Annotated in this window: 14 protein-coding genes, 4 tRNA genes and 4 pseudogenes; 14 read left to right on the top strand and 8 right to left on the bottom strand. The window is 67.2% G+C overall.

The window, feature by feature from the left end; translation table 11 throughout:
• Nucleotides 1-16: 16 nt before the first annotated feature.
• Together FXO23_RS33630 and FXO23_RS33625 are read left to right on the top strand one after the other, a co-directional pair.
• Complete coding sequence (locus FXO23_RS33630) at nucleotides 17-1,270, top strand: O-antigen ligase family protein (protein ID WP_158889749.1); 1,254 nt, start codon at nucleotides 17-19, stop codon at nucleotides 1,268-1,270.
• Nucleotides 1,267-2,403, top strand: coding sequence for a glycosyltransferase family 4 protein (locus tag FXO23_RS33625; protein WP_246258192.1), 1,137 nt, complete (start codon nucleotides 1,267-1,269; stop codon nucleotides 2,401-2,403). The genes FXO23_RS33630 and FXO23_RS33625 overlap by 4 nt, the downstream gene beginning before the upstream one ends.
• Here the strand turns inward: FXO23_RS33625 and FXO23_RS33620 are convergent.
• Together FXO23_RS33620 and FXO23_RS33615 are read right to left on the bottom strand one after the other, a co-directional pair.
• A complete protein-coding gene (locus tag FXO23_RS33620) occupies nucleotides 2,397-3,917 on the bottom strand; it encodes a sugar transferase (protein WP_158889747.1) in 1,521 nt (506 codons plus the stop codon). The two genes, FXO23_RS33625 and FXO23_RS33620, sit on opposite strands and share 7 nt — an antisense overlap.
• Before the next feature lie 786 nt (nucleotides 3,918-4,703).
• Nucleotides 4,704-4,775 (bottom strand) — tRNA-Val (locus FXO23_RS33615).
• Nucleotides 4,776-5,192: 417 nt separating this feature from the next.
• Between FXO23_RS33615 and FXO23_RS33610 the strand changes: the two genes are divergently transcribed.
• From FXO23_RS33610 to FXO23_RS33595, 4 genes are all read left to right on the top strand, one after another.
• On the top strand, nucleotides 5,193-5,618 hold the full coding sequence (locus FXO23_RS33610) for an SsgA family sporulation/cell division regulator (protein WP_020672550.1): 426 nt from the start codon (nucleotides 5,193-5,195) through the stop codon (nucleotides 5,616-5,618).
• 126 nt (nucleotides 5,619-5,744) lie between these two features.
• Nucleotides 5,745-5,817: transfer RNA gene (locus tag FXO23_RS33605), tRNA-Gly, on the top strand.
• Between the two features lie 72 nt (nucleotides 5,818-5,889).
• A tRNA-Cys gene (locus FXO23_RS33600) sits at nucleotides 5,890-5,961 on the top strand.
• A gap of 1 nt (nucleotide 5,962) precedes the next feature.
• Nucleotides 5,963-6,037: transfer RNA gene (locus FXO23_RS33595), tRNA-Val, on the top strand.
• A 51-nt stretch (nucleotides 6,038-6,088) separates the two neighbouring features.
• Here the strand turns inward: FXO23_RS33595 and FXO23_RS51875 are convergent.
• The 4 genes from FXO23_RS51875 to FXO23_RS33580 form a co-directional block, all read right to left on the bottom strand.
• Nucleotides 6,089-6,841, bottom strand: a complete 753-nt coding sequence (locus FXO23_RS51875) for a site-specific integrase (protein WP_246258191.1) — start codon at nucleotides 6,839-6,841, stop codon at nucleotides 6,089-6,091.
• Between the two features lie 114 nt (nucleotides 6,842-6,955).
• Nucleotides 6,956-7,141 carry a hypothetical protein gene (locus tag FXO23_RS51870; RefSeq protein WP_246258190.1) on the bottom strand — a complete coding sequence of 62 codons (186 nt, stop codon included), beginning with the start codon at nucleotides 7,139-7,141 and terminating at the stop codon, nucleotides 6,956-6,958.
• Between the two features lie 353 nt (nucleotides 7,142-7,494).
• Nucleotides 7,495-7,839, bottom strand: a complete 345-nt coding sequence (locus FXO23_RS33585) for a helix-turn-helix domain-containing protein (RefSeq protein ID WP_158889898.1) — start codon at nucleotides 7,837-7,839, stop codon at nucleotides 7,495-7,497.
• 137 nt (nucleotides 7,840-7,976) lie between these two features.
• Entirely contained in the window at nucleotides 7,977-8,777 is an 801-nt protein-coding gene (locus FXO23_RS33580) for a DNA-methyltransferase (RefSeq protein ID WP_281356664.1), read from the bottom strand.
• Between the two features lie 212 nt (nucleotides 8,778-8,989).
• Between FXO23_RS33580 and FXO23_RS33575 the strand changes: the two are divergent.
• From FXO23_RS33575 to FXO23_RS33550, 7 genes and pseudogenes are all read left to right on the top strand, one after another.
• Nucleotides 8,990-10,152 (top strand): annotated as a pseudogene (locus FXO23_RS33575) (PrgI family mobile element protein).
• Complete coding sequence (locus FXO23_RS33570; RefSeq protein WP_425484934.1) at nucleotides 10,149-12,065, top strand: VirB4 family type IV secretion system protein; 1,917 nt, start codon at nucleotides 10,149-10,151, stop codon at nucleotides 12,063-12,065. The pseudogene FXO23_RS33575 and the gene FXO23_RS33570 overlap by 4 nt, the downstream one beginning before the upstream one ends.
• Nucleotides 12,001-12,615, top strand: a complete 615-nt coding sequence (locus FXO23_RS33565) for a hypothetical protein (protein ID WP_158889745.1) — start codon at nucleotides 12,001-12,003, stop codon at nucleotides 12,613-12,615. Before FXO23_RS33570 ends, FXO23_RS33565 begins: the two co-directional genes overlap by 65 nt.
• A gap of 214 nt (nucleotides 12,616-12,829) precedes the next feature.
• Nucleotides 12,830-13,240, top strand: a pseudogene (locus FXO23_RS50865) (hypothetical protein); the annotation flags it as partial.
• Nucleotides 13,241-13,591: 351 nt separating this feature from the next.
• A pseudogene (locus FXO23_RS50860) lies at nucleotides 13,592-14,320 on the top strand (C40 family peptidase); the annotation flags it as partial.
• A gap of 442 nt (nucleotides 14,321-14,762) precedes the next feature.
• On the top strand, nucleotides 14,763-19,508 hold the full coding sequence (locus FXO23_RS33555; RefSeq protein ID WP_158889743.1) for a PA14 domain-containing protein: 4,746 nt from the start codon (nucleotides 14,763-14,765) through the stop codon (nucleotides 19,506-19,508).
• 241 nt (nucleotides 19,509-19,749) lie between these two features.
• Entirely contained in the window at nucleotides 19,750-20,223 is a 474-nt protein-coding gene (locus tag FXO23_RS33550) for a hypothetical protein (protein WP_158889741.1), read from the top strand.
• Here FXO23_RS33550 and FXO23_RS33545 read toward each other — a convergent pair.
• Together FXO23_RS33545 and FXO23_RS33540 are read right to left on the bottom strand one after the other, a co-directional pair.
• Nucleotides 20,220-20,780 (bottom strand): annotated as a pseudogene (locus FXO23_RS33545) (hypothetical protein); the annotation flags it as partial. The gene FXO23_RS33550 and the pseudogene FXO23_RS33545 sit on opposite strands and share 4 nt — an antisense overlap.
• Before the next feature lie 633 nt (nucleotides 20,781-21,413).
• Nucleotides 21,414-22,283: a TetR/AcrR family transcriptional regulator gene (locus tag FXO23_RS33540; protein ID WP_158889737.1), complete on the bottom strand. Its 870-nt coding sequence runs from the start codon at nucleotides 22,281-22,283 to the stop codon at nucleotides 21,414-21,416.
• An 89-nt stretch (nucleotides 22,284-22,372) separates the two neighbouring features.
• Between FXO23_RS33540 and FXO23_RS33535 the strand changes: the two genes are divergently transcribed.
• Nucleotides 22,373-24,163, top strand: a complete 1,791-nt coding sequence (locus tag FXO23_RS33535; protein ID WP_158889735.1) for a right-handed parallel beta-helix repeat-containing protein — start codon at nucleotides 22,373-22,375, stop codon at nucleotides 24,161-24,163.
• Nucleotides 24,164-24,520 lie beyond the last annotated feature (357 nt).

The raw sequence follows: 24,520 nt of genomic DNA, 5'->3' as shown, positions 1-24,520 counted from the left end.
GCCCGTGAAGGAATCGATGAGCTCGAGCACCATTCGTGACGCGACTCGGCGTCTGGTCGCCCCGCGGCGGTGGCCGGTGGCCTGCGTGCTCGCGCTCGTCGTCGCCAGCGACTACAAGTTCCGGCTCCGCGCGAACGATCAGGCGGTCTCCGGGAACGCGGACCCGTTCGTCCTGCTCGAAGTCGGGTTGTACGCGTTCGTCGCATGCTTCCTCTTCCTGCGGTTCCGCCCGGCGACCCGGCCGAGACGCGCGGACCCGCTCGTCTACCTCGCTTACGCCTACGCAGCCGTCCTGGTTGGCTCCGCGCTGTACTCTCCGTACTACCAGCTCGCTCTGGTCCGGGCGGGACAGGTCCTGGTCGTGCTCGCGCTGTGCCGGTCGATCGCGCGGCACGCCGACGCGGGAGCGCCGCACCGCATCGCGCACGGCTATGCGATCTTGATCACCGGGTCGGTCGTGTTCGGCGTGCTGGTGCCGTTTCCCCGGCTGCCCAAGCAACCCGACCGCTTCACCTGGCTGTACATCCACCCCGTGCAGAGCGGCGCGATGCTGGCCATCGCGGTCGTGCTGCTCGCGGGCTACCTGCTCACGCACGGCCTCGACCGCGCGGGTCCCCGGTGGCCGCTGCCGGTGTACGGCGTGCTGTTCGCGATCTGCGCCGCCGGGCTGGTCGCCACCAAGACGCGGGGCGCGGTGCTCGGCGCGATCGCCGGCATCCTGGTGCTGGTGTGGACCCGCTGGCGCGGGCAGCGCAAGGTCGAGGTCGGCGTGGTCCTCGCGGTCGCGCTGATCGCGATCGCGCTGACCACCTCGTCGGCCATCGAGTCGTTCTTCGCCCGCGGCGAATCGGTGGAACAGCTGTCCACGCTGAACTCGCGGACCAACCTGTGGGCGTTCGCCTTCGACAAGATCGCCGAACACCCGTTGTACGGCTTCGGTTTGACCTCCTCGCGCGGGCTGTTCCTGGAGAGCATCGGGCTCGGCGGCGGGCACAACGCGGTGATCAACCTGCTCGTCGACACCGGTCTGGTCGGGTTGTGCGTGTGGCTCGCGCTGCTGGGGTGCCTGCTGTTCACCACCCATCGCCTCATCCGGCGCACCCCGCCGCCGCTCGCCGACCGGTGCGTCCTGCTCGCCGTGCTGTTCGCCATGATCGTCAACTCGGTGTTCACCGAGGGGCTCGGCGCGCCGGCGAACGTGCTGTGCACCTGGCTGTTCGTGCTCGTCGCCTGGGTCGGTGTGCTGTCCCGCCGCGAGGCAGGCCCGTGACCGTCCGGACCGCGCTGCTGGCGCACGGGTCCGCCGAACTGTACGGATCGGATCGGGTCTTCCTGGAATCGGTCACCGGGCTGGCCGAGGCCGGGTGGCGCGTGGTGGTGACGTTGCCCCGGGAAGGCCCGCTGGCGGCGGCGGTCGAAAGGGCGGGCGCGCGGGTCGTGCACTGCCCGGTTCCGGTGCTGCGCAAGGAAGCCTTGCGTCCGGCCGGTTTCGCCCGCCTGCTGGCCACCGCCGGGCGGGCCGTGCTCCCGATGGCCCGGCTGCTGCGGGCGGAACGTCCCGATCTGGTGTACGTCAACACGGTGACCGTGCCGATGTGGCTGCCGCTCGCGCGCCTGTTCCGGCGACCCGTCCTGGCCCATGTGCACGAGGCCGAGGACACCGTCGCCGCGCCGGTCCGGAAGGGGCTGGCCGCTCCCCTGCTGGCCGCGAACACGATCGTGGTCAACAGCTCGGCGACCGGGCGAGTGTTGCGGGATTCCTTGCCGCGCTTGGAAAAGCGGATCCGGTTGGTCTACAACGGAGTGCCCGGCCCGGCCGAGCCCACCGGGCCGAAGGCCGAACCGGGAACCCCGCTGCGGATCCTGTTGATCGGGCGGATCTCACCGCGCAAGGGCACCGACGTCGCGGTGGAGGCGCTGGCCCTGCTCCGCGCGGCCGGTCGCGCCGCGGTGCTCGACGTCGTGGGCTCGGTGTTTCCCGGCTGGGAATGGTTCGAACGGGACGTCCGGAGCGCGGTGCGCGCCCGCGGGCTGGACGACGTCGTGCGGTGGCACGGTTTCCGGTCCGACGTCTGGAGCGCGCTCGGCGAGGCGGACATCGCGATCGTCCCGTCCCGCACGGAAACCCTGGGCAACACCGCGATCGAGGCCCAACTGGCGGGCGTGCCGTTGATCGTGACGGATGTCCAGGGCCTGCCGGAAACGGTGGAACACGGCCGGTGGGCGCCGGTCGTTCCGGCGGAGGATCCGCGGGCCCTCGCCGAGGCGATCCGCGCACTGGCCGAGGACTGGCCCGCCACCGCCGAACGCGCGCGGGGCGCACGCCGGCGGGCCGCGGAACGGTTCGCGCCGGAGCGCTACCGCCGGGAAATCGTGGCGCTGGCCGAGGAGTTCGGTCAGTAGGCGCCTTCGCCGAGCAGGACCGCGCGGACGGTCTTCCAGAGGATCACCAGATCCAGGGCGAGCGACCAGTCCTCGACGTAGCGCAGATCCAGGCGGATGCTCTCGGCCCAGGTGAGATCGCTGCGGCCGCTGACCTGCCAGAGCCCGGTCAGCCCCGGCTTCACCAGCAGGCGCCGGCGGGCGTCGCGTTCGTAGGTCTCGGTTTCCTCCGGCAGCGGCGGCCGTGGGCCGACAAGCGACATCCGCCCGGTCAGCACGTTGAACAGCTGTGGGAGCTCGTCCAGGGAGTAGCGGCGCAGGACCGAACCGATTCTGGTGACCCGGGGATCCTTGCGCAGCTTGAACAGCGGCCCCGCGGCCTCGTTGTCCGAAAGCAGGGTCTCCCGCACCGCGTCGGCGTTCCGGACCATCGTGCGGAACTTGAACATCGTGAACGTGTTGCCGTCCCGGCCGACGCGCCGCTGCCGGTAGATCACCGGGCCGCGGTCACCGAGCTTGATCGACGCCGCGATCAGCAGCAGCAGCGGGGAGAGCAGGGTCAGCAGCAGGGCCGAGGCGACCCGGTCGACGACCTCCTTCACCAGCCGGCGCCCGCCGGTGAACGCGGGAGCGGCCACCCGCAGCAGCGGCATGCCGAGCACTCCGGAGACGTTCAGCCGCGGCCCGGCGACTTCCATCAGCACCGGGGCCACCACCATTTCCGCTTGCGTGCCTTCGAGATCCCAGGCCAGCTGCTGCAACCGGCGCGGGCTCCAGTAGTGGTCGGCGGTGATCGCGACGACCCGGTAGCCGCCGCGCCGCACGTGATCGGCGACCTGGTCGAGGCGTCCGACGACCGGGACCCCGTCGACGTCACCGCCGCTCCCGGTGACCGTGCACACGGCCGCGACGCGCCAGCCGACATGCGATTCGGCACGGGTGCGCCGGATCAGGTCACGGGCGGTTTCCGGGCTGCCGGCGACCATCACCGGCAGCAGGCACCGGCCGTGCCGCCGGGCGCGGTGCAGCAGGCGGCGCAGCAAATACCGCTGTGGCAGGGCGAACGCGCCGATCAGCGGGATGATCCCGAAGACCCAGGGCTGGACGTCGAGTTCGCGGAAGAGCAGCCCGGCCAGCGCGATCAGCACCGCCGCGGAGAACAGGCCCCGGCCGAGCCGCCGGTACTCCTCGGCGCCCTCCCCCAGCATGCGCTGGCTCCAGCCGCGGCTGCCGGGCAGTGCGCAGAGGACGGCCGCCGCGGTGCCGAGGGCGAGCCAGATGTTGGTGCCGGCGCTCACGTGCAGGCGGTCCAGGATGAACCCGCCGATCGCGATGGCGAGCACGGTCGCGACGACGTCGCTGAAGATGACCCAGCCCCGGTAGCCGGCCTCCCAGGCCGTGGCCGGGGTTCTCGGTGAGGCCACCTCGGACGGAACGGCCGGGCGAGCGCGCTCCGGCTTGCGCGGCACATTGTGGAGGTCGATGTGCGGCAGCGCGTCGCTCGGCGGCAACGAAGATCGCGCCGACTCTTCCATCGGACCTCCCACAATCGATCGGAAGAGCCCGAATCCACGAGGAAAGACTCCTCAAAGTAATCGGGCTTGATATACGCTCAGTAGTCAAACTGGGCGATACATGCGGTGGTATCGGTTACCCTCATATGGGTGTTACAAGGGCTTCCTGGTGTCGCGATTACGCAATTCGGATGACACAAACACACTAAGATAACGAAAAGGTAGCGAAGCGTGATCGTTGGTACCAGCCAAACAACTACTGTATGTAGCCAGTAATTCAGTCACGTCGCCCGCCCAGCCCCGCCAGTTGCCCCAGCCGAGCGACGATCTCCGCCGATGCGCAACCGCACCATCCACTGTGGACCGCGCAACCCTGGAACCATCCACAGTGGACATCGCGGGGATCCCCGATACACCCCCAACGAGCCGATCCGGCCAGTGAAACCCCAACGTGACACAACCCACAGCCACGTCACATCACCCCCTAACCCGGCGGCACGCCGCCACGAACGGACCCTTCATTGATCCGTACGTGCCCCACGGATTACGCGGCTAAAAACGTGACCCGGAACACACCCCTCCGTTACCCCCTCGGAACCCCTCAACCCGCCCCTGACCAAAACCTGATCAAGACAACAAAAAACCCGGCACCCCGTGCCGGGCCAAACCCCACCGATCAACGCAACCCCACCGATGGGGGTCCGGGGGCGCGCCCCCGGGCGGGGCGTGGGGGTTGCACCCCCACAAAACACGACGGGCGAGGCCGGTCCACGCTTTCCGTGGACAGACCCCGCCCGTGAGTCCGCGTGGGCGATACTGGGATCGAACCAGTGACCTCTTCGGTGTGAACGAAGCGCTCTCCCGCTGAGCTAATCGCCCCCGTTGCGGTGCGAGTCAGGACTCTACAGGACGCCTTTCGATGCCCTGCAAACGGGTGGTTCCTCATGAGCACGGTCCGCGCATCTTCCGGTACGGAGCGAACAACCGCGTGCTAGGCGGGGCCTCCGCGGCGGCGATCGGGCCGGTCAGGGGCTGTGCGAGGACAAAGCTCACGTCCGACATTAGCGGGACGGTGCTATCGCCGAGCCGTCAAACCGAGCAGTATGTACATCGTGGACGGTCAACAGGGGGCGGACACGGAGGTCTGGGTGCCGAGGGTGATGATGGGGTACGCGTCGGCCGGGTTGAACCCGTACGGGTGATCTGCGGCAAATCCGCGAGCGAGCGGACGGCCCGGCGCGTCACAACATCAGAGCTCGGCAAAACAGGCCGGGAAGGGAGAAGAAGGGTAGGACGATGCGCAACGATCACGTGACGCTCCGCTCGACGGCGGTCTTCGATTTGCTGGCCCCGCGAACCCCCGCGGTTCCGGTGAAGGTGGAGCTGCGCTACGACACCCGGGATCCCTACGCGGTCGTCGCGGCGTTCCGCACCGGCCGGGCGGGTTGGGTCGAATGGGTGTACGCACGTGACCTGCTCGCCGACGGCCTCCTCGCCGACGCCGGCGACGGAGACGTCCGGATCCGCCCTTCGGTCGAAGATCCCGAGTCGGTCCTCATCGAGCTGAACTCCCCTTCCGGGCACGCCATGTTCGAGGCGTCCGCGCAGGAGCTGGCCGACTTCCTGGACCGGACCTACGACGTCGTCCTGCCGGGCAACGAACACCTGTGGGTGGACGTCGACGACGCCCTGACCCATCTGATCCCGAACGATTTGAGCTGACGTTCGTCGTGCGGACACAGAGTGGCCACCCCCCTGTGACCGCCCGATCCGGCATCCGATATGGTTTTGCCACACCACGACGACGGGTCAACGGAACAAAGTTCCCGAAACCCGGAGTCTGGGAGTGCGGACGTAGCGCAGTTGGTAGCGCATCACCTTGCCAAGGTGAGGGTCGCGGGTTCGAGTCCCGTCGTCCGCTCGGCTGCGGCGGCACCCCGCAGTTGGACCGGATCACTGGGGTAACCTCTCGGTAGTCCGATCCACGTAACACGGCGGAGTGGCCGAGTGGTTCAGGCAAGGGCCTGCAAAGCCCTGTACGCGGGTTCGATTCCCGCCTCCGCCTCGCGCGATTAGCTCAGCGGGAGAGCGCTACCTTGACACGGTAGAGGTCACTGGTTCAATCCCAGTATCGCGCACCAGCACGTTTCAGCAGGTCAGAAGCCCTGTCCCTCCTCGCGAGGGGCAGGGCTTCAGTCGTCAAATGGCGATGAAATGGCGATGATCTTCGGAGCGCGCTCGATCCGCAGCCGTGTGTAGGCGTCGCGCAGGTGCGGGAACCAGGTCGCCAGCTTCGCCCGCTCAACGTCGGTCAAGGCCGCGAGCGAAGCCATCCAGCGGGTCTCCAGCACTTCGATGATCTGGCGCAGCATCGCCGGAGTCACATGGTCGTAGACGCGGCCGATGCCCTTCATCTTCTGCCCCAGCCGAGCCCGACGAGCCACCTCCGGGATCCCGTCCTCGGCCAGCCACGTGGCATGCGAGTGCCGACCTTCGTGGAAGGTGAACCAAGGCAGGATCGCCGGAATGTGATCTTCCGAACTCGGATCATCCGAGTGCACCCCGTCCCACGCCGGTCGCCAATGCCGCTGCCGGAAGTTCGACCGCCGCCACGGGCGCCCTTCGGGTGTGCAGAGAACGAACGGATAGCGATGGCTATCCAGCAGTTCCTCGTAGAACACCGCGATGCTGGGCGGCAGTTCCACCGACCGCGTCCCGGACGGGGTCTTCGTCCGCCCCTTCCTCCGGCCACGCCGCCGCAGGGACGGAGGGACCAGATTGCCCCCTCCCCCACCGGGCGCGTCGGCGGACCTGCCGCCTTTGAGCAGCCTGCCACCGATCTCCTTCAACGGCGCCCGGATCTCGATCGCCCGCCGCTCACTGTCGTACTCGTGCCGCTGCTGCCCAACCAGCTCGCCCCAGCGACCGCCGGTGTAGAAATCCATCAGGCACAGCGTGAAGCCACCGACTCCGAGACCGGCCTCGCACAACCGCATCGCCGCCCGGAGACCCTGCACGGGGGGTTGCCACCAGTCGTTCCGATTCGTACTCCCCCGACGTCACCCGGATGCCGTAACACGGTTCGTGGGAATCATGCGAGCACGCGCCGCGGCGTTCAGGAAGATCGAGAACGTCGCGAAGACCGACGCCACCGTCGACTCGGCATACTCCTCATGCAACTCCGAGACCCACTTCTCGATCTCGATATAGCTGTTGAAGATCCCATCAACGGCCACGCCCGCCACTGCGACAGCAGATGACAATCCAAATGCGACCGATACTTCGCAACCGTGCCAGGCTCCAGTCGCGGAGCAACCGCCGCGAGTGCATCCTCAGCGAACCTCCCGAACGGCGCCTCCGCATCCCGCGGATCGATCCACAGATTCCGACGGATCAGCGCTTCCTGCTCGTTCCCCAGTCATCGGCTGCCTTGTCCGATGTGAAGCCCGACCGGCTGCCCCACGTCCCATCGGGACGCTTGTAACGGGCTCGCCACGTCTTGCCGTCTTCTCTCCTTTGGCCGTAGGGCCACGCCCACTCCCTTCTCTCAATGCAACCGCCCAGGCGGAAATCCCTTCTCTTCCCTCGCCCGGCGTCCTCAGGCAACTCGCAGCCCACCCCGGCGCCGCGGGGCTCTGCCCGTGAGCCGGACGATCTCAGCGATGTCCTCCCGGCTGAACCGGTAGTGCTTGCCGAACCGACGATGTGGAAGAACCCCTGCCGCGGCCTGGTCTTTGAGTGTGCGAGGTGGCAGTGAGAGCAGTTCCCCTACTTGTTCAGCCGTCAGCAACGCGTCAGGATCTCGGGGGCTGCGGGCGGCCAGCTCTCGGACCGCGTCAGCAAGCTCGCGCACGGATGCGGTCAATCCGTCCAAGGCGGCCGAAGTGAACGATGCCGGACGCAGGCGAACGACCGCAGCAGTTTCCTCTGGGACGTTTGTCATGCGGTTCACCGACCTTTCGTCGCGAGCAATGAAATCGAAGCGCCCCTCACAGAGGACCCGCCCACAGCAATCGGGCCCGGAAGCGTAACGCCGGCCACCACGAAACGGAGGCCCCAAACGGGTGGGCCTAGCCACGATCACCGGATCTCGCCTTCGTCCACCGCCCGTCGGATGCAGCCCTTGTCCCCAAACTCATGGCGTAACCGCCGAAGGGCCTGAGCGTGGTAAACGGGGTTGATGTCGATGCCGGTGAATATGCGGCCGAGTTGGCGTGCGGCGATTCCGGTGGTGGCGCTGCCGCTGAACGGGTCGAGCACGTGTCCACCGGCCGGGCATCCCGCGGCGATGCAGCGGCGCGGGATCTCCACCGGGGACGGTGCGGGGTGGCCAGCGCGGGACCGGTCGGGCGGAATGGTCCACACGTTGCCGGGATTGCGCCCACGCTGCTCTTGCGCGAGTGTGCGGGGCCAGGTGCCGCAGGCGGTGTTCGGCCTGCTGCCGCCACGGTGCGTCCGGCGGGAAAGGGCACGGTCGCCGGTGTAGGGCTGGCGGACCGGGTCGAGGTCGAAGTAGTAGTCGGGCTGGGCGACGAACAGGAAGATCATCTCGTGGCGGGTGGCGAGCCGGTCCCGGATCGGGCTGGGTGTGGCGTGCGGTTTGTGCCAGACGATCGCCGACCGCGGAATCCAGCCGTCATCCTGTAGCGCGAACGCGACGCGCCAGGGCATGCCGACAAGGTTCTTGTGCGGCAACCCAGCGGGTGGCCGGTAGCGCGGTTGGCAGGGTTGGCCGGGCTCGGTGCACCAGTAGCCGTCGGAGTTGGTGGAGTAGCTGTCCCCGAGGTTGATCCACACCGTGGCCCGCGGGGCAAGTACCCGGCGCGCGGCGGCGAACACGCCGCGCAGGGTGGCGATGTAGTCCTCGGCGGCCGGTTCCAGCCCGATCTGCGGATGGTCGCGCAGCGCGCCGCAATCCCGGCATCGCGGGCGGTCACGGCATCGTCGCCGCCGCCCGTGTCACTGGTGTTCCGCCCAGCGCAGCCTGAACCGCGCATCGGGGACGCCCGCCCGCGCACGCAGTCCGTGCCGCCGGTCGCGTTCCGCGCCCCCACCCCACCCGCACCCAAGCCTGTCCGAGGAGGTGACACGAAGTGACGCAGCCCGTCCGCATACCGTCTGACGTGGACCGTGAGGACCGTGTCCTGGCCAGTCTCACCGCGCGCCAGCTCGCGATCCTGGTGGTGACCGGGATCGTGCTCTACGGCGGCTGGATGCTCGCCCGCAGCGTGGTCCCGTTGCCGGTGTTCCTGATGTCGCGGTCCCGGTCGGGGTCACCGCCGCGGTGCTCGCGCTGGGGCAGCGCGACGGCATCAGTCTCGACCGGCTGTTGGCCGCGGCGATCCGGCAGCGGCTGCAACCTCGCCATCGGGTGGCCGCACCGGAAGGGGTCCGTCCGGCACCGGAGTGGCTCACCGCCCAGGTCGCCACCCGCGACCGTGGCGCCACCGCTCCCGGATCGGGGATTTCCCCGGTGGCGTTGCGGTTGCCGGCTGAGGGGGTGACCGAGGCCGGTGTGGTCGACCTCGGTGTGGATGGTGTCGCCGTGGTCGCGGTCGCCTCCACGGTGAACTCCGCCCTGCGCACCCCCGGCGAGCAGGAAGCCCTGGTCGCCAGCTTCGGCCGGTATCTGCACAGTTTGACCGCACCGGTGCAGGTGCTGGTGCGGGCCGAACGGTTGGACCTGTCCGGGCAGATCGCCGAGTTGCGGCAGGCCGCCCCGGGGTTGCCGCATCCGATGCTGGAGGCCGCAGCTCGCGAGCATGCCGACTATCTCGATCAGCTTCGCCGTAGCACCGATCTGCTCCGGCGCCAGGTGCTGTTGGTGTTGCGCGAACCGGTGCGGGTGGGCGGTCCGACCGACGGGCTTGGCGGTGCCTCGCCACTGGCGACGTTGCGCGCCCGTCGTGAACGGGCCCGCACACCCGGGGTGTCCGAGGGGGCGCGCCGCGCGGCGGAAACCCGGCTGGTGCGGCGCCTGGGCGAGGCCACCGAACTGCTCGCTCCCGCCGGGATCGCGGTCACCCCGCTGGATGCCGGGCAGGCCACCGCCGTGCTCGCCGCGGCCTGCAACCCCGACTCGCTGGTCCCGCCGAGCGCCGGGCTCGCTGGGGCGGACGAGGTCATCACCACCACCGCAGCCGACCCCGCCGACGACGAGCCGATCGGCGTGGCTCGCTCGGCGGGCGGACGCAGCCAGACGGTGCGGGAGCCGACGCCGAGTGAGGTCGACGAGTGGGAAGGCGGTGACCTATGACCGGCACGAGCGGCAGCCGGCGACGGGGGAAATCCTCGCTTGCCTCGAGTGCGGCGCCGATGGGGCGGGCGAGCGCGTTTACCCCGGATTCGCTGTCGGTGGCGGCGCGGCATCTGGAAGTCGGGGGCGAGTTCGTCGCGACGTTCGCGATCACCGGCTATCCCCGCGAGGTACATCCCGGCTGGCTGCAACCCCTGCTGTCCTACCCCGGCCGCGTCGACGTCAGCTTGCATGTGGAGCCGATCGACCCGGTGACCGCGGCGAACCGGCTCAAGCGGCAGCTGTCCAAGCTGGAATCCGGGCGCCGCCACACCCACGAGAAAGGCCGCCTGCTGGATCCGATGGTGGAGGCTGCCACCGAGGACGCTTACGACCTGTCGGCCCGGGTGGCGCGGGGCGAGGGCAAGCTCTACCGGCTCGGCCTGTATCTGACCGTGCACGCCGCCAGCGAGGAAGCCCTCGCCGACGAAGTCGCCGCGGTGCGGTCGCTGGCCGCGTCGCTTCTGCTGGGCGCCCAGCCCACTACCTACCGGTCCTTGCAGGGCTGGGTGTCCACCCTGCCGCTGGCGCTGGACCTGATCGGGATGCGCCGCACCTTCGACACCAGCGCGTTGGCGGCGGCGTTTCCGTTCACCTCACCGGATCTGCCCCCGGCGGATCCCACCAGCGTGGCCGCCCCGTCCGGGGTGCTGTACGGGTTCAACGTCGGCTCTCAGGGGCTGGTGCACTGGGACCGGTTCGCCGCGGACAACTACAACTCGGTGATCCTCGGCCGCTCCGGCGCGGGTAAGTCTTACCTGGTCAAGCTCGAAGCCCTGCGGTCGCTGTATCGCGGGGTCGAGGTCGCGATCATCGACCCGGAGGACGAGTACCGCCGCCTGTGTGACGCGGTCGGTGGAACGTATGTCCACCTTGGCGCCGAGGACGTCCGGGTCAACCCGTTCGACCTGCCCATCGCCACCCGCCCGGATGGCCGTCGCACCGCGCCCCGCGACGCGCTCACCCGCCGGGCGCTGTTCCTGCACACCGTGATCGGCGTGCTGCTCGGTGCGGAGTTGTCCGCGCCGCAGCGGGCGGTGCTGGACCGGGCGATCATGGCGACCTACCAGCGCGCCGGCATCACCAGCGACCCCCGGTCCTGGAGCCGTCCGGCGCCGCTGCTGGCCGACCTCGCCGCAACCCTGGCCGACACCGGTGACGGGATTGCTGTTGATCTCGGGGCGCGGCTGCATCCGTATGTCGAGGGCGCGTTCTCCGCGCTGTTTGCCGGGCCCACCACGACCCGCCCGGAAGGGCATCTGACCGTGTTCAGCCTGCGCGACCTGGCCGACGAGCTGAAGCCCATCGGCACCCTGCTCATCCTGGACACGGTGTGGCGGCGGGTGTCCAACCCGACGATCCGGCGCCCCCGCCTGGTGACCGTCGACGAGGCGTGGTTATTGATGCAGGATCCCGCTGGGGCGCGGTTTCTGCATCGGATGGCGAAAGCCTCGCGTAAGCAGTGGGCGGGTCTCACGATCGCCACCCAGGATGTCGGCGACGTCCTGGGCACCGACCTGGGCAAGGCGATCGTCGCCAACGCCGCCACCCAGATCCTGCTACGCCGGGCGCCGCAGGCCATCGACGAGGTCGTCGCGACCTTCAATCTGTCCGTGGGCGAAAAGCAATTCCTGATTTCCGCGGACAAAGGCCAAGGTCTGTTGTCGACCGGCACTCAGCGCGTGGCCTTCCAATCACTGGCCTCACCACAAGAAAATGCGTTAATCACGACTGATCCTGCCGAATTTGCTAAATATCTCGAGCAGGAATCTACCGCAGACGACGGAGGGTTTGTGGATCTCGGGGTCGATGACGCCGATCGTCGTATCGATCCAGACTCCGATGACCACGTCGACCTCGACAGCGCCGCGTAAAACCCTCTCTGACCCCGGAATCGTTGCACGCTCCAACGCAAAGAAGGGAACGATCATCATGCACTCGGTTGACGTCGCGATCAGTCACGGCTCTGTCAGCTCGGCGCTGCAGGTCGCGGGCCATGGAACCTTGCTGGATTACGCCAAGGTTTTCGCCGACGTGGCGCTGATCTGGCTTGCCGCTGCGGTGATTGCCCTGAGTGGCTGTGTTCTCGGCATGCTGGTTTACCGGGCTGTGCAGGTGATTGTCCGCGCCTGTTATCGGTCCATCCGCCGTCGATCCGGTCGTGGGTATGCGCACCTGGTCACGCTCGACCACACCGGTGCCACCGCCAAGGTAGTCAGCCTGGACCGCTATCGCCGTCGCCGCCGGTACCCCCGCAACGACCCGCCCACCGACGTTGGTGGCACGCACCACGACGACAAGACCGCCCAATTCTCGTTGATCTTTCCACTGTGGATGGTGGTTGTGCTGGGCGGCACGCGAAGTGTCTGCACGCAACGCAAACCCCCGCCTTTCTCGACCATTCCCATGAGGAGAAGGCCGTGATGGCACACCAACTCACCGGTCCCGCACTGACGTCTCCGATCCAGGACTATCTGCGCAACCCCGGTGGCGCGCTACACGCGGTCCTGGCAGCGCTGCGGGAGTTCGCCCTCTCGTGGGGACCGATCCTCGGGCCCGTCCCTGGCCCTCGCCGTGACCGCAAGCCTGATTGGGCGCCGCTGGTGGTGGCGGCGGTGTCACGACCGGATGGCCACCGATGCCCGCGTGGGCCCGACGGCGCCGCAGCTCTGTACGCCAACCTGGTCGGGCTGCTGCGCCCCGGCTGGAAACGGCGGATCCACGGACAGCCACACATCGCGTGGGAGTACGTCTTCTCCCACACTGGGGTCGCGCTGCGGATGTGGCTGCCCGGGATCGTCCCGCCGGGCATGGCCGAGCGGGCGATCGAGGCCGCCTGGCCCGGCGCGCACACCCGCACCGCCCGGCCAAGCCACCCATCCCGCTCACCACCCCCGCGGGCAAGACGATCGAAAGCGTAGGTGGCGAGTTGCGGCTGGCCCGCAGCGAGGCCCTGCCGATCCGCGCGGACTTCCCCACCGACCCGGTGCGGGCGTTGCTGGGTGCCCTGGTCGGGCTCGCCGCCCACGAGCGGGCGGTCGTGCAGACCCTGGCCCGCCCGGTCACCGGCGCCCGCGTCCGCACAGCCCGCCGCGCCGCGCGGAGGGTGCGGGCGGGCAGTTCGATCACGCTGGCCGGCCGCCTGCTGGACCTGATCACGCCGCACACCGCTTCCCACCGAACCAGCACACCGGCGAAGAAGCCGGTGACAGATCACCAGACGGCGTTGGAAACCTCGGCGCAGGACCGGGTGATCGTCACCAAACAGCGTGGCTCGCAGTACGAGACCCGCATCCGCTACGCCGTCGCGACCCTCGTGCCCGAGGGCATCACCCCTGCCGAGCGGGCCCGGGTGCGCGAGCACCTGCGTGGCCGCGGCCACGCCATTGCCAGCGCGTTCGCCGTCACCACAGCGATCACCGAGTCCCAGCTGCAGAACCTCGACTACGGCGACCGCGACAGCGTTGGCCTGTTCCAACAGCGGCCGTCAATGGGCTGAGGAACCGTCGCGCAGATCATGGACCCCAGCTACAGCAGTGAGCAGTTCTACCGGCACCTCACCGCGCTACCGACCTGGCAGAGCATGAGCGTCACCGAAGCCGCGCAAACAGTGCAAAAGTCAGGGTTCCCGGAACGCTACACGAAATTCGAACCAGCAGCCCGCCACATCGTCGGCGCCGTACAGGGGCGCCACCTGCGCCACCCACGGAACCGGCGACTGCAACAACATCCAAGCCCCCAACCCCACAGCCATGACCGCCATCGATTTCGCCTGCGGCCAACGCGGACTCCCGTACGTGTGGGGCGGCAACGGCCCCGACCAGAGCGATGCTGGGTTCGACTGTTCAGGCCTCACGCAGGCCGCCTTTGCCGCCGCTGGTGTCCACCTGCCCCGCACCGCCCATGCACAGTTCCACGCCGGCCCGAATATCCCCGACGGCCAATAACTTCTCCCCGGAGACCTCGCCTTCTATGGCAACCCGAACACCAAGATCCACACGTAGCGCTCCACGTCGGCAATAACAAGATCATCAATTCGCCGACGTTTGGACAACCCGTCCAAGTAGACGATCTTCGCCATCCCGGTGACCAGTACGCGGGAGCCACCAAGCCCTGGTCCATTGCCTAGTTTAGGCTCTTAACTATCTTTCGATTTCTCAATGGGTTTCACCTAATCTTCGCGGGTAAAACTTTGACGCGAATTACCTGCGCCAGTTTAGGCTCCGTCAGTCAAGTCGGAGCGGCCTGCTGCCGGGCGTCCCGGAGGGGCCCAGTTCGATGCGTTATGGAAGGTTTTCTAGCCGCGGCGCGAGTGTCCACGTTGCAGTCTTCCGTATGCCGAGATCTCGATGACATCCTTTGCGCTGGCGATATGGCTTGCTTTCGCTAGCGAGGCCAGGTTTGCCGTGCGCTTCGGTGAAGCTTTCCAGCGCTGCGACAATGGCGTAATCGTGGTGAAAGTGTAGGAGTGAAGAGCTCCCGCATCGTCACGATGGGGTTGCTACGGCCAGTTATGTCTTGTTGGTTTTGATGTCAGCCGAGGAGACGGGTGTTTTCCTGACGGTGACCGGGTGCAGTACTGCTTCCGCGTGGCGACCGGGGCGGACGCGAATTCAGGCGTGATAGTCGACTCGGGCTGCCTCGACACCCCGACCTGGACCGTACCGGTCGGGGCACTGCAGGACGGCATGACCTACACCTGGCAGACCACAACGTACAGCGGGACCACCACCACGAAACCGACGTGGGTAGGCCATCTCAAAGTCGACCAGCGCATCGGTGACCACGGGCCCGCGCCGGTGGACAAGGCGGGGCCGGTGTCGGTGAACCTGGCCAACGGCAACGTCACGACCACACAGGCGTCACCGACCTTCGTCACGGTTGGCGGCACGGCGGGGCTGAACTTCACCTACAACTCCCAGCAGGTCGAGTCGAAGGGTTTGAAGGCCTCCTATTTTGTGGACCTGTCCCACAACGGGTTGATCAACGACGCGCAGCAGCCGGTGCTGGTCCGCACCGAGCCGCAGGTCAATGTCGAATGGGGCAATGATTCCCCGTTCGCCCCGGCTTTGCCGGCGGACTGGTTCGTCACCCGATGGGAGGGGTATTTCCAGGCACCGGTCGCGGGAACCTACGAATTCGCGGGCACGCATGACAATGGCGCCGTGGTCTGGGTCAACAACACCAAGGTCTATGACGTCGGTACCCCCAGTGACGTGAACTGGACCCAAGCCACCAACGTCAAGCTGGCCGCGGGGCAGCGGGTGCCCATCAAGGTGGAGAACGCCGAAGCCACGGGTGCGGCGAAGATGCGGCTGTTCGTGCGCACCAGCGACAACACCACCGTACCCCCGCAGATCGTCCCCGCCGACTGGCTCTACACCTCGGACCTACCGGCCCTGCCGCAAGGGTGGACACTCTCGGCCGACCTGGACGGCACCGGCGAGACGTACACCGAGGCGAAGATCGCCGACCAGGCCGTGGTGCTCACCGACGCCACCGGAGCCAAACACACCTGGACCAAGAAGGGCACCGGCGGCTCAAGCTACACCCCACCTCCGGGTGAGGACGGTGTACTCGGCGTGGACACCAATGGACGGATAACGCTCACCGAAGGCGCGGTCGTGTTCGTCTTCCGCGGTGATGGCAAGCTCGAGAGCCAGTCGTCGACGCTAGACAGCCGTAAGCCGGCGGCGCTGCAGAACGTCTACGATGGCAACCCCTCACGGCTGCGGGAAATCAACGACCCGGTGTCCAGACGCTCCCACGTCCTGCACTACAACCGCCCCGGCGATGACTGCTACGGCGGGGTCACACCGCCCGCGGGGTCGGATGCCCTTCCCCCGGCGCAGACGCTGTGCCGCATCAGCTACTGGGACGGCACCGAAACCCGGCTCTGGTACAACCAGGGCAGACTCGCCCGGATTGAGGACCCAGGCAGCGAGAACAGCGACTACGCCTACACCGCGGCCGGACTCCTCGAATCGGTGCGCGACAACCTCGCCACCGACTGGACCGCGGCCGACACCGCGACACGCGGCGGCAACACCGACATCCTCAGCAAGATCACCTACGACACCGGTACCGGCAAGCCCAAGGCCACGGCGGTCCAGGCCCCGGCGCCGACACCTGGCCAGCCTCGTCCTCAGCGTAGCTACGGCTACGACGCGGCGAATCGCACGACTAAGGTCAACGTGGCCGGCCTGACTCCGGCGTCGGGATTCTTTTCGCAGGTCACCTACGACGATGCCGATCGCACCCTGTCCACGACCGATGCCACCGGCAAGGTCTCCAGCCAGACCTGGAGCGCCAAAGACCAGACACTGACCTCCACCGACGCAGCGGGCCGGGTATCCACCTCGATATATGACCACGCCGACCGGCTCACCGATTCCTATGGTCCCGCACCGGCATCCTGTTTCGACGGACAGGTCCCGACCACCGCGTGCGCCGAAAAAGTGCCGCACAAACGCAGCGGCTACGACGAAGGCATCAACGGGCTGGCCGCGGCATTCTACGACAACAAAACGCTGTCCGGCGCGCCAAAGGTGCACGCCACCGGGATCGGTACCGCCGACGGCACCGTGAAAAGCCAGTGGGAGGCCGGCAACGACATCACCCCAGGTCTCTCCAGCGACGCCTTCTCACTGCGCCTCACCGGCGAGATCATCTTCCCCCAGGCCGGGGACTACTCACTGCAGACCTATTCCGACGACGGCGTCCGGCTATGGGTCGATGACGAACTGGTGATCGACAACTGGCGCGTCGGCGAGCCCGCGATAAGCAAAGGCAAGGTACACAGCGACAAGCCGGGCCACATCAGGAAGATCCGCGTCGACTACTACGACGACGGCGGCTACGCCAAGCTCGACCTCAACTGGACCACCCCAACCTTCAAAAGGGAAATCGTCCCCGGTTCGCAACTGCGCCCGCGGTACGGCCTGTCGACGTCCAACCTGACCTCGGAGTCCGGCGGAGTGCCGGACCAACTCTCGACCACCCAGTACACCCAGAACGGGCTCGACGCCGCGTACGGCCTGGCCACCGGCACGGTCACGGGAAGCGGTGCCGCGCAGACGACCAGCCGGACCGGGTTCGAGGCCCCCGGAGTCGGCTACCTGCGCCAAATCGACAAGACCATGCCGACCGGTGCCAAGACGATCTATGAAAGGTACGGAGAGAAAGAGACCCGGACCAATCCGTGCGTCGTCGGCAGTCGCGCGGTAAACCAGGGCGGTATGGCGAAACTGACCACATCCACCACTCCCGCCGCCGGTGTAGCTCGTGTGGATGAACAGGTCTACGACGCCTCCGGCCGGGTGCTCGCGAAGTCAACCTCCGGCGACTGGATCTGTACCACCTACGACGATCGCGACCGTGTCGTCGCGGTCAAGATCCCCGCCAATTCCACCACGGAAGAACGGACGGTCACGACGAACTACGCGGTCGGTGGCGACCCGCTGACGACCTCAGTCTCCGACCGATTCGGCACCATCACCTCTCGGGTGGACCTGCTCGGCCGCACCATCTCCTACACCGACGTGCACGGAACGAGGACCGACACCGACTACGACCAGGCCGGGCGCGTTTCCGCGGAGAAGGTGACTCCGCCCAACCCCGCCGACCCGCCGCAGGTGACGACCTACACCTACGACGACGCCGGTCGGAAACTCACGACGAAACTCGACACCACGGTGCTCGCCACCGCGACCTACGACGGCGCCGGCGAACTCGCGACCGCAAAGTACGCCAACGGCGCTGCCCTCTCCGCGACCGGTATGGACCCAGCAGGCCGGACAACGTCACTGACCTGGAAGACCAGCGACGACAAGACCGTGACCTCACAGGTGACCCGAACCCGTTCCGGCACCATCACAGATGAATCCCTGGCCGGGATCGACGCGCGCCCCGACGGACCCAACTACACCTACGACACCGCGGGCAGGCTCACCGAGGCCTACACGACAGGCCACCGCTACACCTACGATTTCACCTCAAACGCGCCCGTAGCATGTCCGGCGGGAACCCAAACCAATGCTGGACTAAACACCAACCGCGTCCGGCTGCTCGACCGCACCGCGGCCGGAACGGCCGAGACGGGCTACTGCTATGACGCCGCAGATCGGATCCTGGCCACCACCGGCGCCACCGGGATCACCGGAATCCGTTATGACAACCACGGAAACACAGTTGAGTTCACCTCCGGCGGTTCCACCACGTACCTCGGCTGGGACGCCGCCAACCGCCACCTTACTGCCCGCACCACCGGCGCCGATCCAGCCGATGTCGGCTATGTTCGCGATGCCACCGACCGCATCACGCATCGTAGAGTCGTTCAAGGCGACACCGCCACCGACGTGCTGTACTCCTACTCAGGTAGCGGCGACACCGCTGACCTCGCCCTAGCCGGCGACAAGAAGATCGTGACCCGCACCATTCCCCTCCCCGGAGGGGCTCTTTACACGGCCAGGGGCGGCAACGGCGCCGCACAATCCACCTGCGACATGCCGACCATCCGCGGTGACCTCGCCCTCACCACCGACAGCGCGGGAAAGCAGGTTGGTGACCTGCGCACCTACACCCCCTACGGCGAGCCCCTCAACCCCGCCGGCACCGTCAACCCCGACAACGTTCCCGACAATCAACCAGGTCAGATGGACTACGGCTGGCTCGGCCAGCACCAGCGACCGTACGAACACGCCGGCGCCCTGTCTCTCGTCCAAATGGGCGCACGGCCTTACAGCCCACTCCTCGGCCGTTTCCTCTCCGTCGACCCCGACGAAGGCGGCTCGGCCAACGACTACGATTACGTCACCGGAGACCCCATCAATAACACCGACCTTGATGGACGGTGCCGATGGAGCTGGAAATTCTGGAAGAAGGGAACCTGTACCGGTGACGCGGGCCGATCCGTCGGTCGCTGGGCGTGGAGGAATCGTGGAACCATCGCCTCAGTTCTCGCGACAGGAGCATGCCTCGTTCCCGCAGTCGGATGGGCGAGCTGCGCGGCGGTGCAGGCCGGCGCATACGGGGTCCGGGCACAGCAACGGGCGGCAAACGGTGGCGGCTGGCGAAAGACGTGGCGGGCCAACCTGGGAGACGCGCTGCTCACAGCCTCCACCTTCGGACTCCTACGTATTCCGGGATACATTGCGAAATTCGGCCGGATCCGGCCGTGGTGGCAGCGCGGAGGCTACCAACGCTCCTGGCTCAGACTGCGCAAATGGCAGAGATGGACTATCGCGGGCAACGGCACGCTTCCTGCAGCCCTCCACGGGCTGGGCTGCTACGTCTTGATACGAGGATGCGTCTTCTAGACCCCGGACACCACAGGCGGTGGAGCGTGACTCTTCAACGCTCCTCGGCCACCCGGTCGGCGACTCACTGCCTCACGCAGGGCGCCGCCGACCGGGCGGCCGCTGCTACGTCAGTCGGCGTAATAGCGCGACCCGGGGCGTTGGACAGCGCTGTATGATCGCCTGCAAACGTCAAGCAGCGAGACCACCATAGCCCACGTAAAGGGGCAAGTAGCTGTGCCGAGCGCGAAAGCTGAGACCAATGAAGCATGACCAGTTGCGCTATACTCTCCCTTATCGGGCGTCATCGCCCTGGAAGTGGATGGTGGCCCCACTAGGCGTGATTTTCCCGGCATTCGGTATCGGCATCGCGCTCACCTCTTCCGATGTCGCTTCGATCGCCATTGGCGTCGTGGTAACTCTAGTCGGTATATTTGCCCTGCTATCCGTGCTTCGGCGGGGTGTTGTACTCAACAAAGCAGGTCTGACAACGCACAACATACTCTTTAATACTCGCAAGGCGACCTGGAGCGAGATTGAAGGATTCGAACTGACGGACGGGTCCTCAATTCTCCCAATATCGACCGTCGTGCCTGCGATATTGATCCGCGAAGAGAAGGAACCCCTCCTTCTCTCGCCGATCTCATACTACTCGCTGCGCAAAGGAGTTGTTCCACATCGAGTTCAGAAAGTTCGCGAGATCATCGAAGCGCACAAAGCGAACCGAACGCCCTAGCTACTTCGACCTGAAGAACCGGTTCGCTGGTTGAGCGGGTGTCGAAACGGTGCCAGCGAGGGACGTATTGATCTTGGCGAGTTGTGGGCCAGGACGCCGTGTCCGGTCCAGATGCGGGCTCCTTCGGCGCTGTCGATGCGAGTGAGGTCCCAGCTGTATCCCCGTTCGAGGGTGCTGATTCGGCCATCGCTGCCGGTTCGCCATTTCACCGTTCGTCGGAATGCCCGGCAGTGTGCTCGGCGGTGTCGGGCCTTGCCGGGTCTGCCTTTGCGGGGGACCACGACCGTGCGCGCGCCCAGCTCGTCAACGCCTTTCTTGCCGTAGCCGCGGTCGGCGGCGACCGTCCTGGGCGTGCGGTCGAGCACGATATCGTCGTCGACGACGACTTGGGCCTTGTAGCCGAACTCGACCGGCGTGCCCAACCGGCCCTTGGCGATCGTGCGGGCATCCGGGTCATGCAGGCTGACCCGTCGTGGCCCGTGCGGGGTGACACCGGCCAGCCGGGTCTGCGCGGCGATCTGCCGGGTAGTGTCCAGTAACGCGGTGAGATCGTTAACGAAGCTTCACCCCCGGTGTTGGACACCTGACACACTTGGATCTCGATGGTCAGGGTGGACTGGAGTCCTGAGTAGATGGTGATGAAGCACTACCCGCCGGAGTGCAAAGCCGAGGCGGTCGCGTTGTACCGGTCCGGCCGGGGGCGACGATCAAGGTGGTGGCCGGTGATCTCGAGGTCAACTCCGAGACGCCACTGACTGGGCTGAGGTCCAAACAGTGGCTGATCGACCGCATCGAAGAGCTGGCCGCACGCACGGACGGCACGCTGAACCGGCTCATCGATGACTTGGAGGTATGGAAGATCAAGCCCTGGACGTGTCTTCACCTAGTCTTACAGGTCGGGCACGGCGAGGCGTCGCGTCCGCACCTCTCGCGGTGCACCCGGTGGGGTGAGGGCGTGTCATTTGACGTCTGCTTCGGCGGCGAGGGAAACGACGGTGAGAGCTCCGTCAGATCGCAGTGGGGTCCCTGCCAGCAGGCGTTGCATGGCGCTGCGGATGGTGTTCCGTTCGTTCGGAGGACTCATGGTTGGCCGTCCTCGAGGGTGATCCGCTGTTGGTGCTGTTGTTTCGCGAGGTGGTCGGCCTTGGCGTAGAGCCGGTCGGCGAGCGGAGCGGGGAGCAGGTGAAGAATCAAGACGGAGTCGACTGGCGTCGGCGATAGGCACGTTGCTGACAGGCCCTCGAGCAGTAGTCCCGCGGTCGTCCCCGCCCTCCCCCGTCCAACGGCTTCCCGCACATCACGCACTTGGCTCCCCTATTTTCGTCACGCATTACCTCACCCTTCTGGCTTTCGACGAGCACCTGGACACCATCGAGCGTGCGCTGCAGCCCGAACTCGAACGGGTCGAGTGGCTCGTCCATCCCGCCGCTCTCCCACAGCCTTCCCAAGGCCGGATAGGCGTCCAATCGCTCGAACAGGGACTCGCGTTCGCTCCACCAGCGCTCATGGGAGATCCCGGTGCGCCGCTGAAGTTCCGCGGTCTCCCCCGCCTGACGCGCGACCGACTCGACGAACCCACCCACGAGATTCACGACCGCGATCACCTGAGCCGGCGCCAGACCGCCGCGTGAAGCGACGTCGAGCGCGTGGTCGTACCCGGCCATGATGTTCGGCCCGGGCAGGCGGCGGCTTCCCGCGCTGTAGACCAGCCAAGGATGCCGTTGGTGGATCTCCCACGCCCATCGCGCCCAGCGTTCGAGGCCGGCGCGCCAGTCCAGCCCGTCCGCGGGCTCCAGAGGCGCCTCCCCGTAGACGGCGTCCCGCATGAGTTCCACCAGTTCCGCCTTGCCGGGAACGTAGCGGTAGAGCGACATCGTCGTGGTGCCAAACCGTTCCGCGACCTTGCGCATGGACAGCGCGCCGAGCCCCTCGGCGTCCGCGACCTCGATCGCCACCGCGACGATCCGGCCGAGGCTCAACCCTGGCCGGTCCGGTTCGCGCGCGCCCCACAGCAGCTCGATCGCACGTTCCGGATCCGGCTGCGCGCCGTCTTCAGCCACCCGCTGCTCCCTTGACACTTGTCACTCGACCGTGTTTAGCTGATAAACCTCAGTATATCCCATAAACCGTCTCGCAGGAGCGCCTCACCATGCCCGAAAACAGGTTGTACGTGTCCCCCGACGGCCAGGACGACTGGTCGGGCACCCTCGACCGGCCCTTCGCCACCCCGCACGCGGCTCAGAGAGCCGTCCGCGCGCTCACCGCCGAGATGACCGGCGACATCGTCATCGCCTTCCGAGCCGGTGTCTACCACCTCGAAGAACCGCTCACTTTCGACGACACGCAGGCCGACTCCGGAACGAACGGCTTCCGGGTGGCCTACCAGGCCCACGGCTACGGAACGGCCGATCAGGAGAAGGTCGTGCTCAGCGGCGGCCGCGAGGTCACCGGCTGGTCCGCGGGCGCCGACGGCGTATGGACCGCCCCGATCGGCGAACTGGAACCACGAAGGCTCTCCGTCGACGGCCGCCCCGCCGCCAGGGCGGCCCGCACCACCGGGCTTCCGGGAAGTGTGACGAAAACAGCTACTGGTTACGTCACGGACAGCGTGGAGCCTCAGTCGTGGCCGGATCCCTCAGGACTGGAGTTCGTCTACCCAGGCGTCTATCCGTGGTCCGAAGCTCGCCTGGCGGTCGCCGCGATCTCCGGAGACGGCTCCTCGACCACCATCACCATGGCCCAGCCTGCCTTCGACAACGCTAAGTCCCTCTACGACTCGAAGTGGTACGGCGCAGGGGGTGACGGGACCTGGGACGGCCTCGCCGCACCGTCTGTGCTCGAGAACAACGTGGCCTTCCTCGGCGAGCCGGGCACCTTCGCCGTCGACCGCTCCGAACCGGGCGGACACGTCCTGCACTACCGCCCGCGCCCCGGCGAGGAGATCGGCAAGACCACCGCGATCGTGCCCGTTCTCGAGACGCTCGTCAGCGCGAAGAACGTGCACGACATCGTGCTGCGCGGTCTCACCTTCGCCGAGACGAACTGGTCGGGCCCCAACCGCACCGGTGGTTACCTGCACTATCACGGCAACAGCCGCCACGAGCGGGGCGAATTCCAGAAGATCGACATGGGTGCCGACGTGGGCTATCTCCACGTTCCGGCGGCACCGACCCAGTTGCCGGCCAACGTCCTCTTCGACTCGGTCAGCCGGATAGTGCTGGAGGGCAACCACTTCACTCGCCTCGGCGCCGGCGGGCTGGCGATCGACGGCAGTACTGCCGTCGAGGTCCGCGGGAACGTTTTCGATGAGATCTCGGGCAGCGGGATCGCCGTCCAGGCCTCTGCTCGCGTCACTGTCGAGGACAACCTCGTCCACCACATTGGCACCGAGTACCGCGGTTCGCCCGCCATCCTGGTCTTCGTCTCCGAAGAGACCACCGTGGCGCACAACGAGATCCACGACGTCCCGCACAACGGCATCGTGATCACCGGCGGCGAGCGGGCCAAGGGCACCCAGGTGATCGGGAACCTCGTCGAACGGAGCATGAGCGTGTTGATGGACGGCGGCGGGATCTACCTGTCCGCACCGCAGGGCTCGTCGTTCGCCGGCGGGGCGGTGGTCCGGGGCAACGTGATCCGCGATGTCCTGACGTCGTACAACTTCGGGCTCTACGCCGACTACGGCGCCGCGTGGATCACCGTCATCGGGAACATCGTGTGCCGGGCCGACACGCCGATCGTGCTGCAGGTGGGCCCGCCGCTGGAGAACGTCGCCTTCATCGGCAACTTCTGGGACGTATTGCCCGACGGCTACGACGACCCGCCCAAGACGGTGACCGTGGCCGGAAACACCGTGCTGCCCAAGGAAACCTTCGACGAAGCGATCAAGGCCGACCCCGCGGCGGCCGACATCCTCGCGCGGGCGGGACGGCGCGTCTGAAACGATGATCGGGACTCCTGCCGGACGTACGAGCTGTACGCCCGACAGGATCAGCCCCGACACGCCACTGAGGAGACCACTCGCCATGCCGACCCTGTCCACGGAAACCCCGTCCAGCGTGACGCGCGCGCTAGATGCCGAGCGGCCGTGAGCAACACGCACGAAAGGGGGCGGGCCGCCAAACGTGATTCGCGAGGGGTCACCGTGGTGCGTGTCAGCTAGGCCGTGTTTCAGAAGTTGGGGGGCGTGTGACGGCGTGTCGTTGATCGGATAGGCGAGGTCTCCGGTAGGGGGTTGTCGACCAAGAAAACCCTTGCCTTACCGGAGACCTCGTGGCCAGCGTAGCGGTGGCGGGGC

It is taken from the genome of Amycolatopsis anabasis, assembly GCF_009765355.1.
Taxonomy (GTDB): domain Bacteria; phylum Actinomycetota; class Actinomycetes; order Mycobacteriales; family Pseudonocardiaceae; genus Amycolatopsis; species Amycolatopsis anabasis.
Note: the sequence above shows the minus strand (reverse complement) of the source record. Positions and strands in the feature narration are given on the sequence as shown.

What these genes read in the sequence shown, in the direction of transcription:
- FXO23_RS33630 (WP_158889749.1), top strand. Translation starts at nt 17, where the DNA reads ATGAGCTCGAGCACCATTCGTGACGCGACTCGGCGTCTGGTCGCCCCG.
- FXO23_RS33620 (WP_158889747.1), bottom strand. Translation starts at nt 3,917, where the DNA reads ATGGAAGAGTCGGCGCGATCTTCGTTGCCGCCGAGCGACGCGCTGCCG.
- FXO23_RS33610 (WP_020672550.1), top strand. Translation starts at nt 5,193, where the DNA reads ATGCGCAACGATCACGTGACGCTCCGCTCGACGGCGGTCTTCGATTTG.
- FXO23_RS51875 (WP_246258191.1), bottom strand. Translation starts at nt 6,841, where the DNA reads ATGGATTTCTACACCGGCGGTCGCTGGGGCGAGCTGGTTGGGCAGCAG.
- FXO23_RS33585 (WP_158889898.1), bottom strand. Translation starts at nt 7,839, where the DNA reads ATGACAAACGTCCCAGAGGAAACTGCTGCGGTCGTTCGCCTGCGTCCG.
- FXO23_RS33570 (WP_425484934.1), top strand. Translation starts at nt 10,149, where the DNA reads ATGACCGGCACGAGCGGCAGCCGGCGACGGGGGAAATCCTCGCTTGCC.
- FXO23_RS33565 (WP_158889745.1), top strand. Translation starts at nt 12,001, where the DNA reads ATGACGCCGATCGTCGTATCGATCCAGACTCCGATGACCACGTCGACC.
- FXO23_RS33550 (WP_158889741.1), top strand. Translation starts at nt 19,750, where the DNA reads ATGAAGCATGACCAGTTGCGCTATACTCTCCCTTATCGGGCGTCATCG.
- FXO23_RS33535 (WP_158889735.1), top strand. Translation starts at nt 22,373, where the DNA reads ATGCCCGAAAACAGGTTGTACGTGTCCCCCGACGGCCAGGACGACTGG.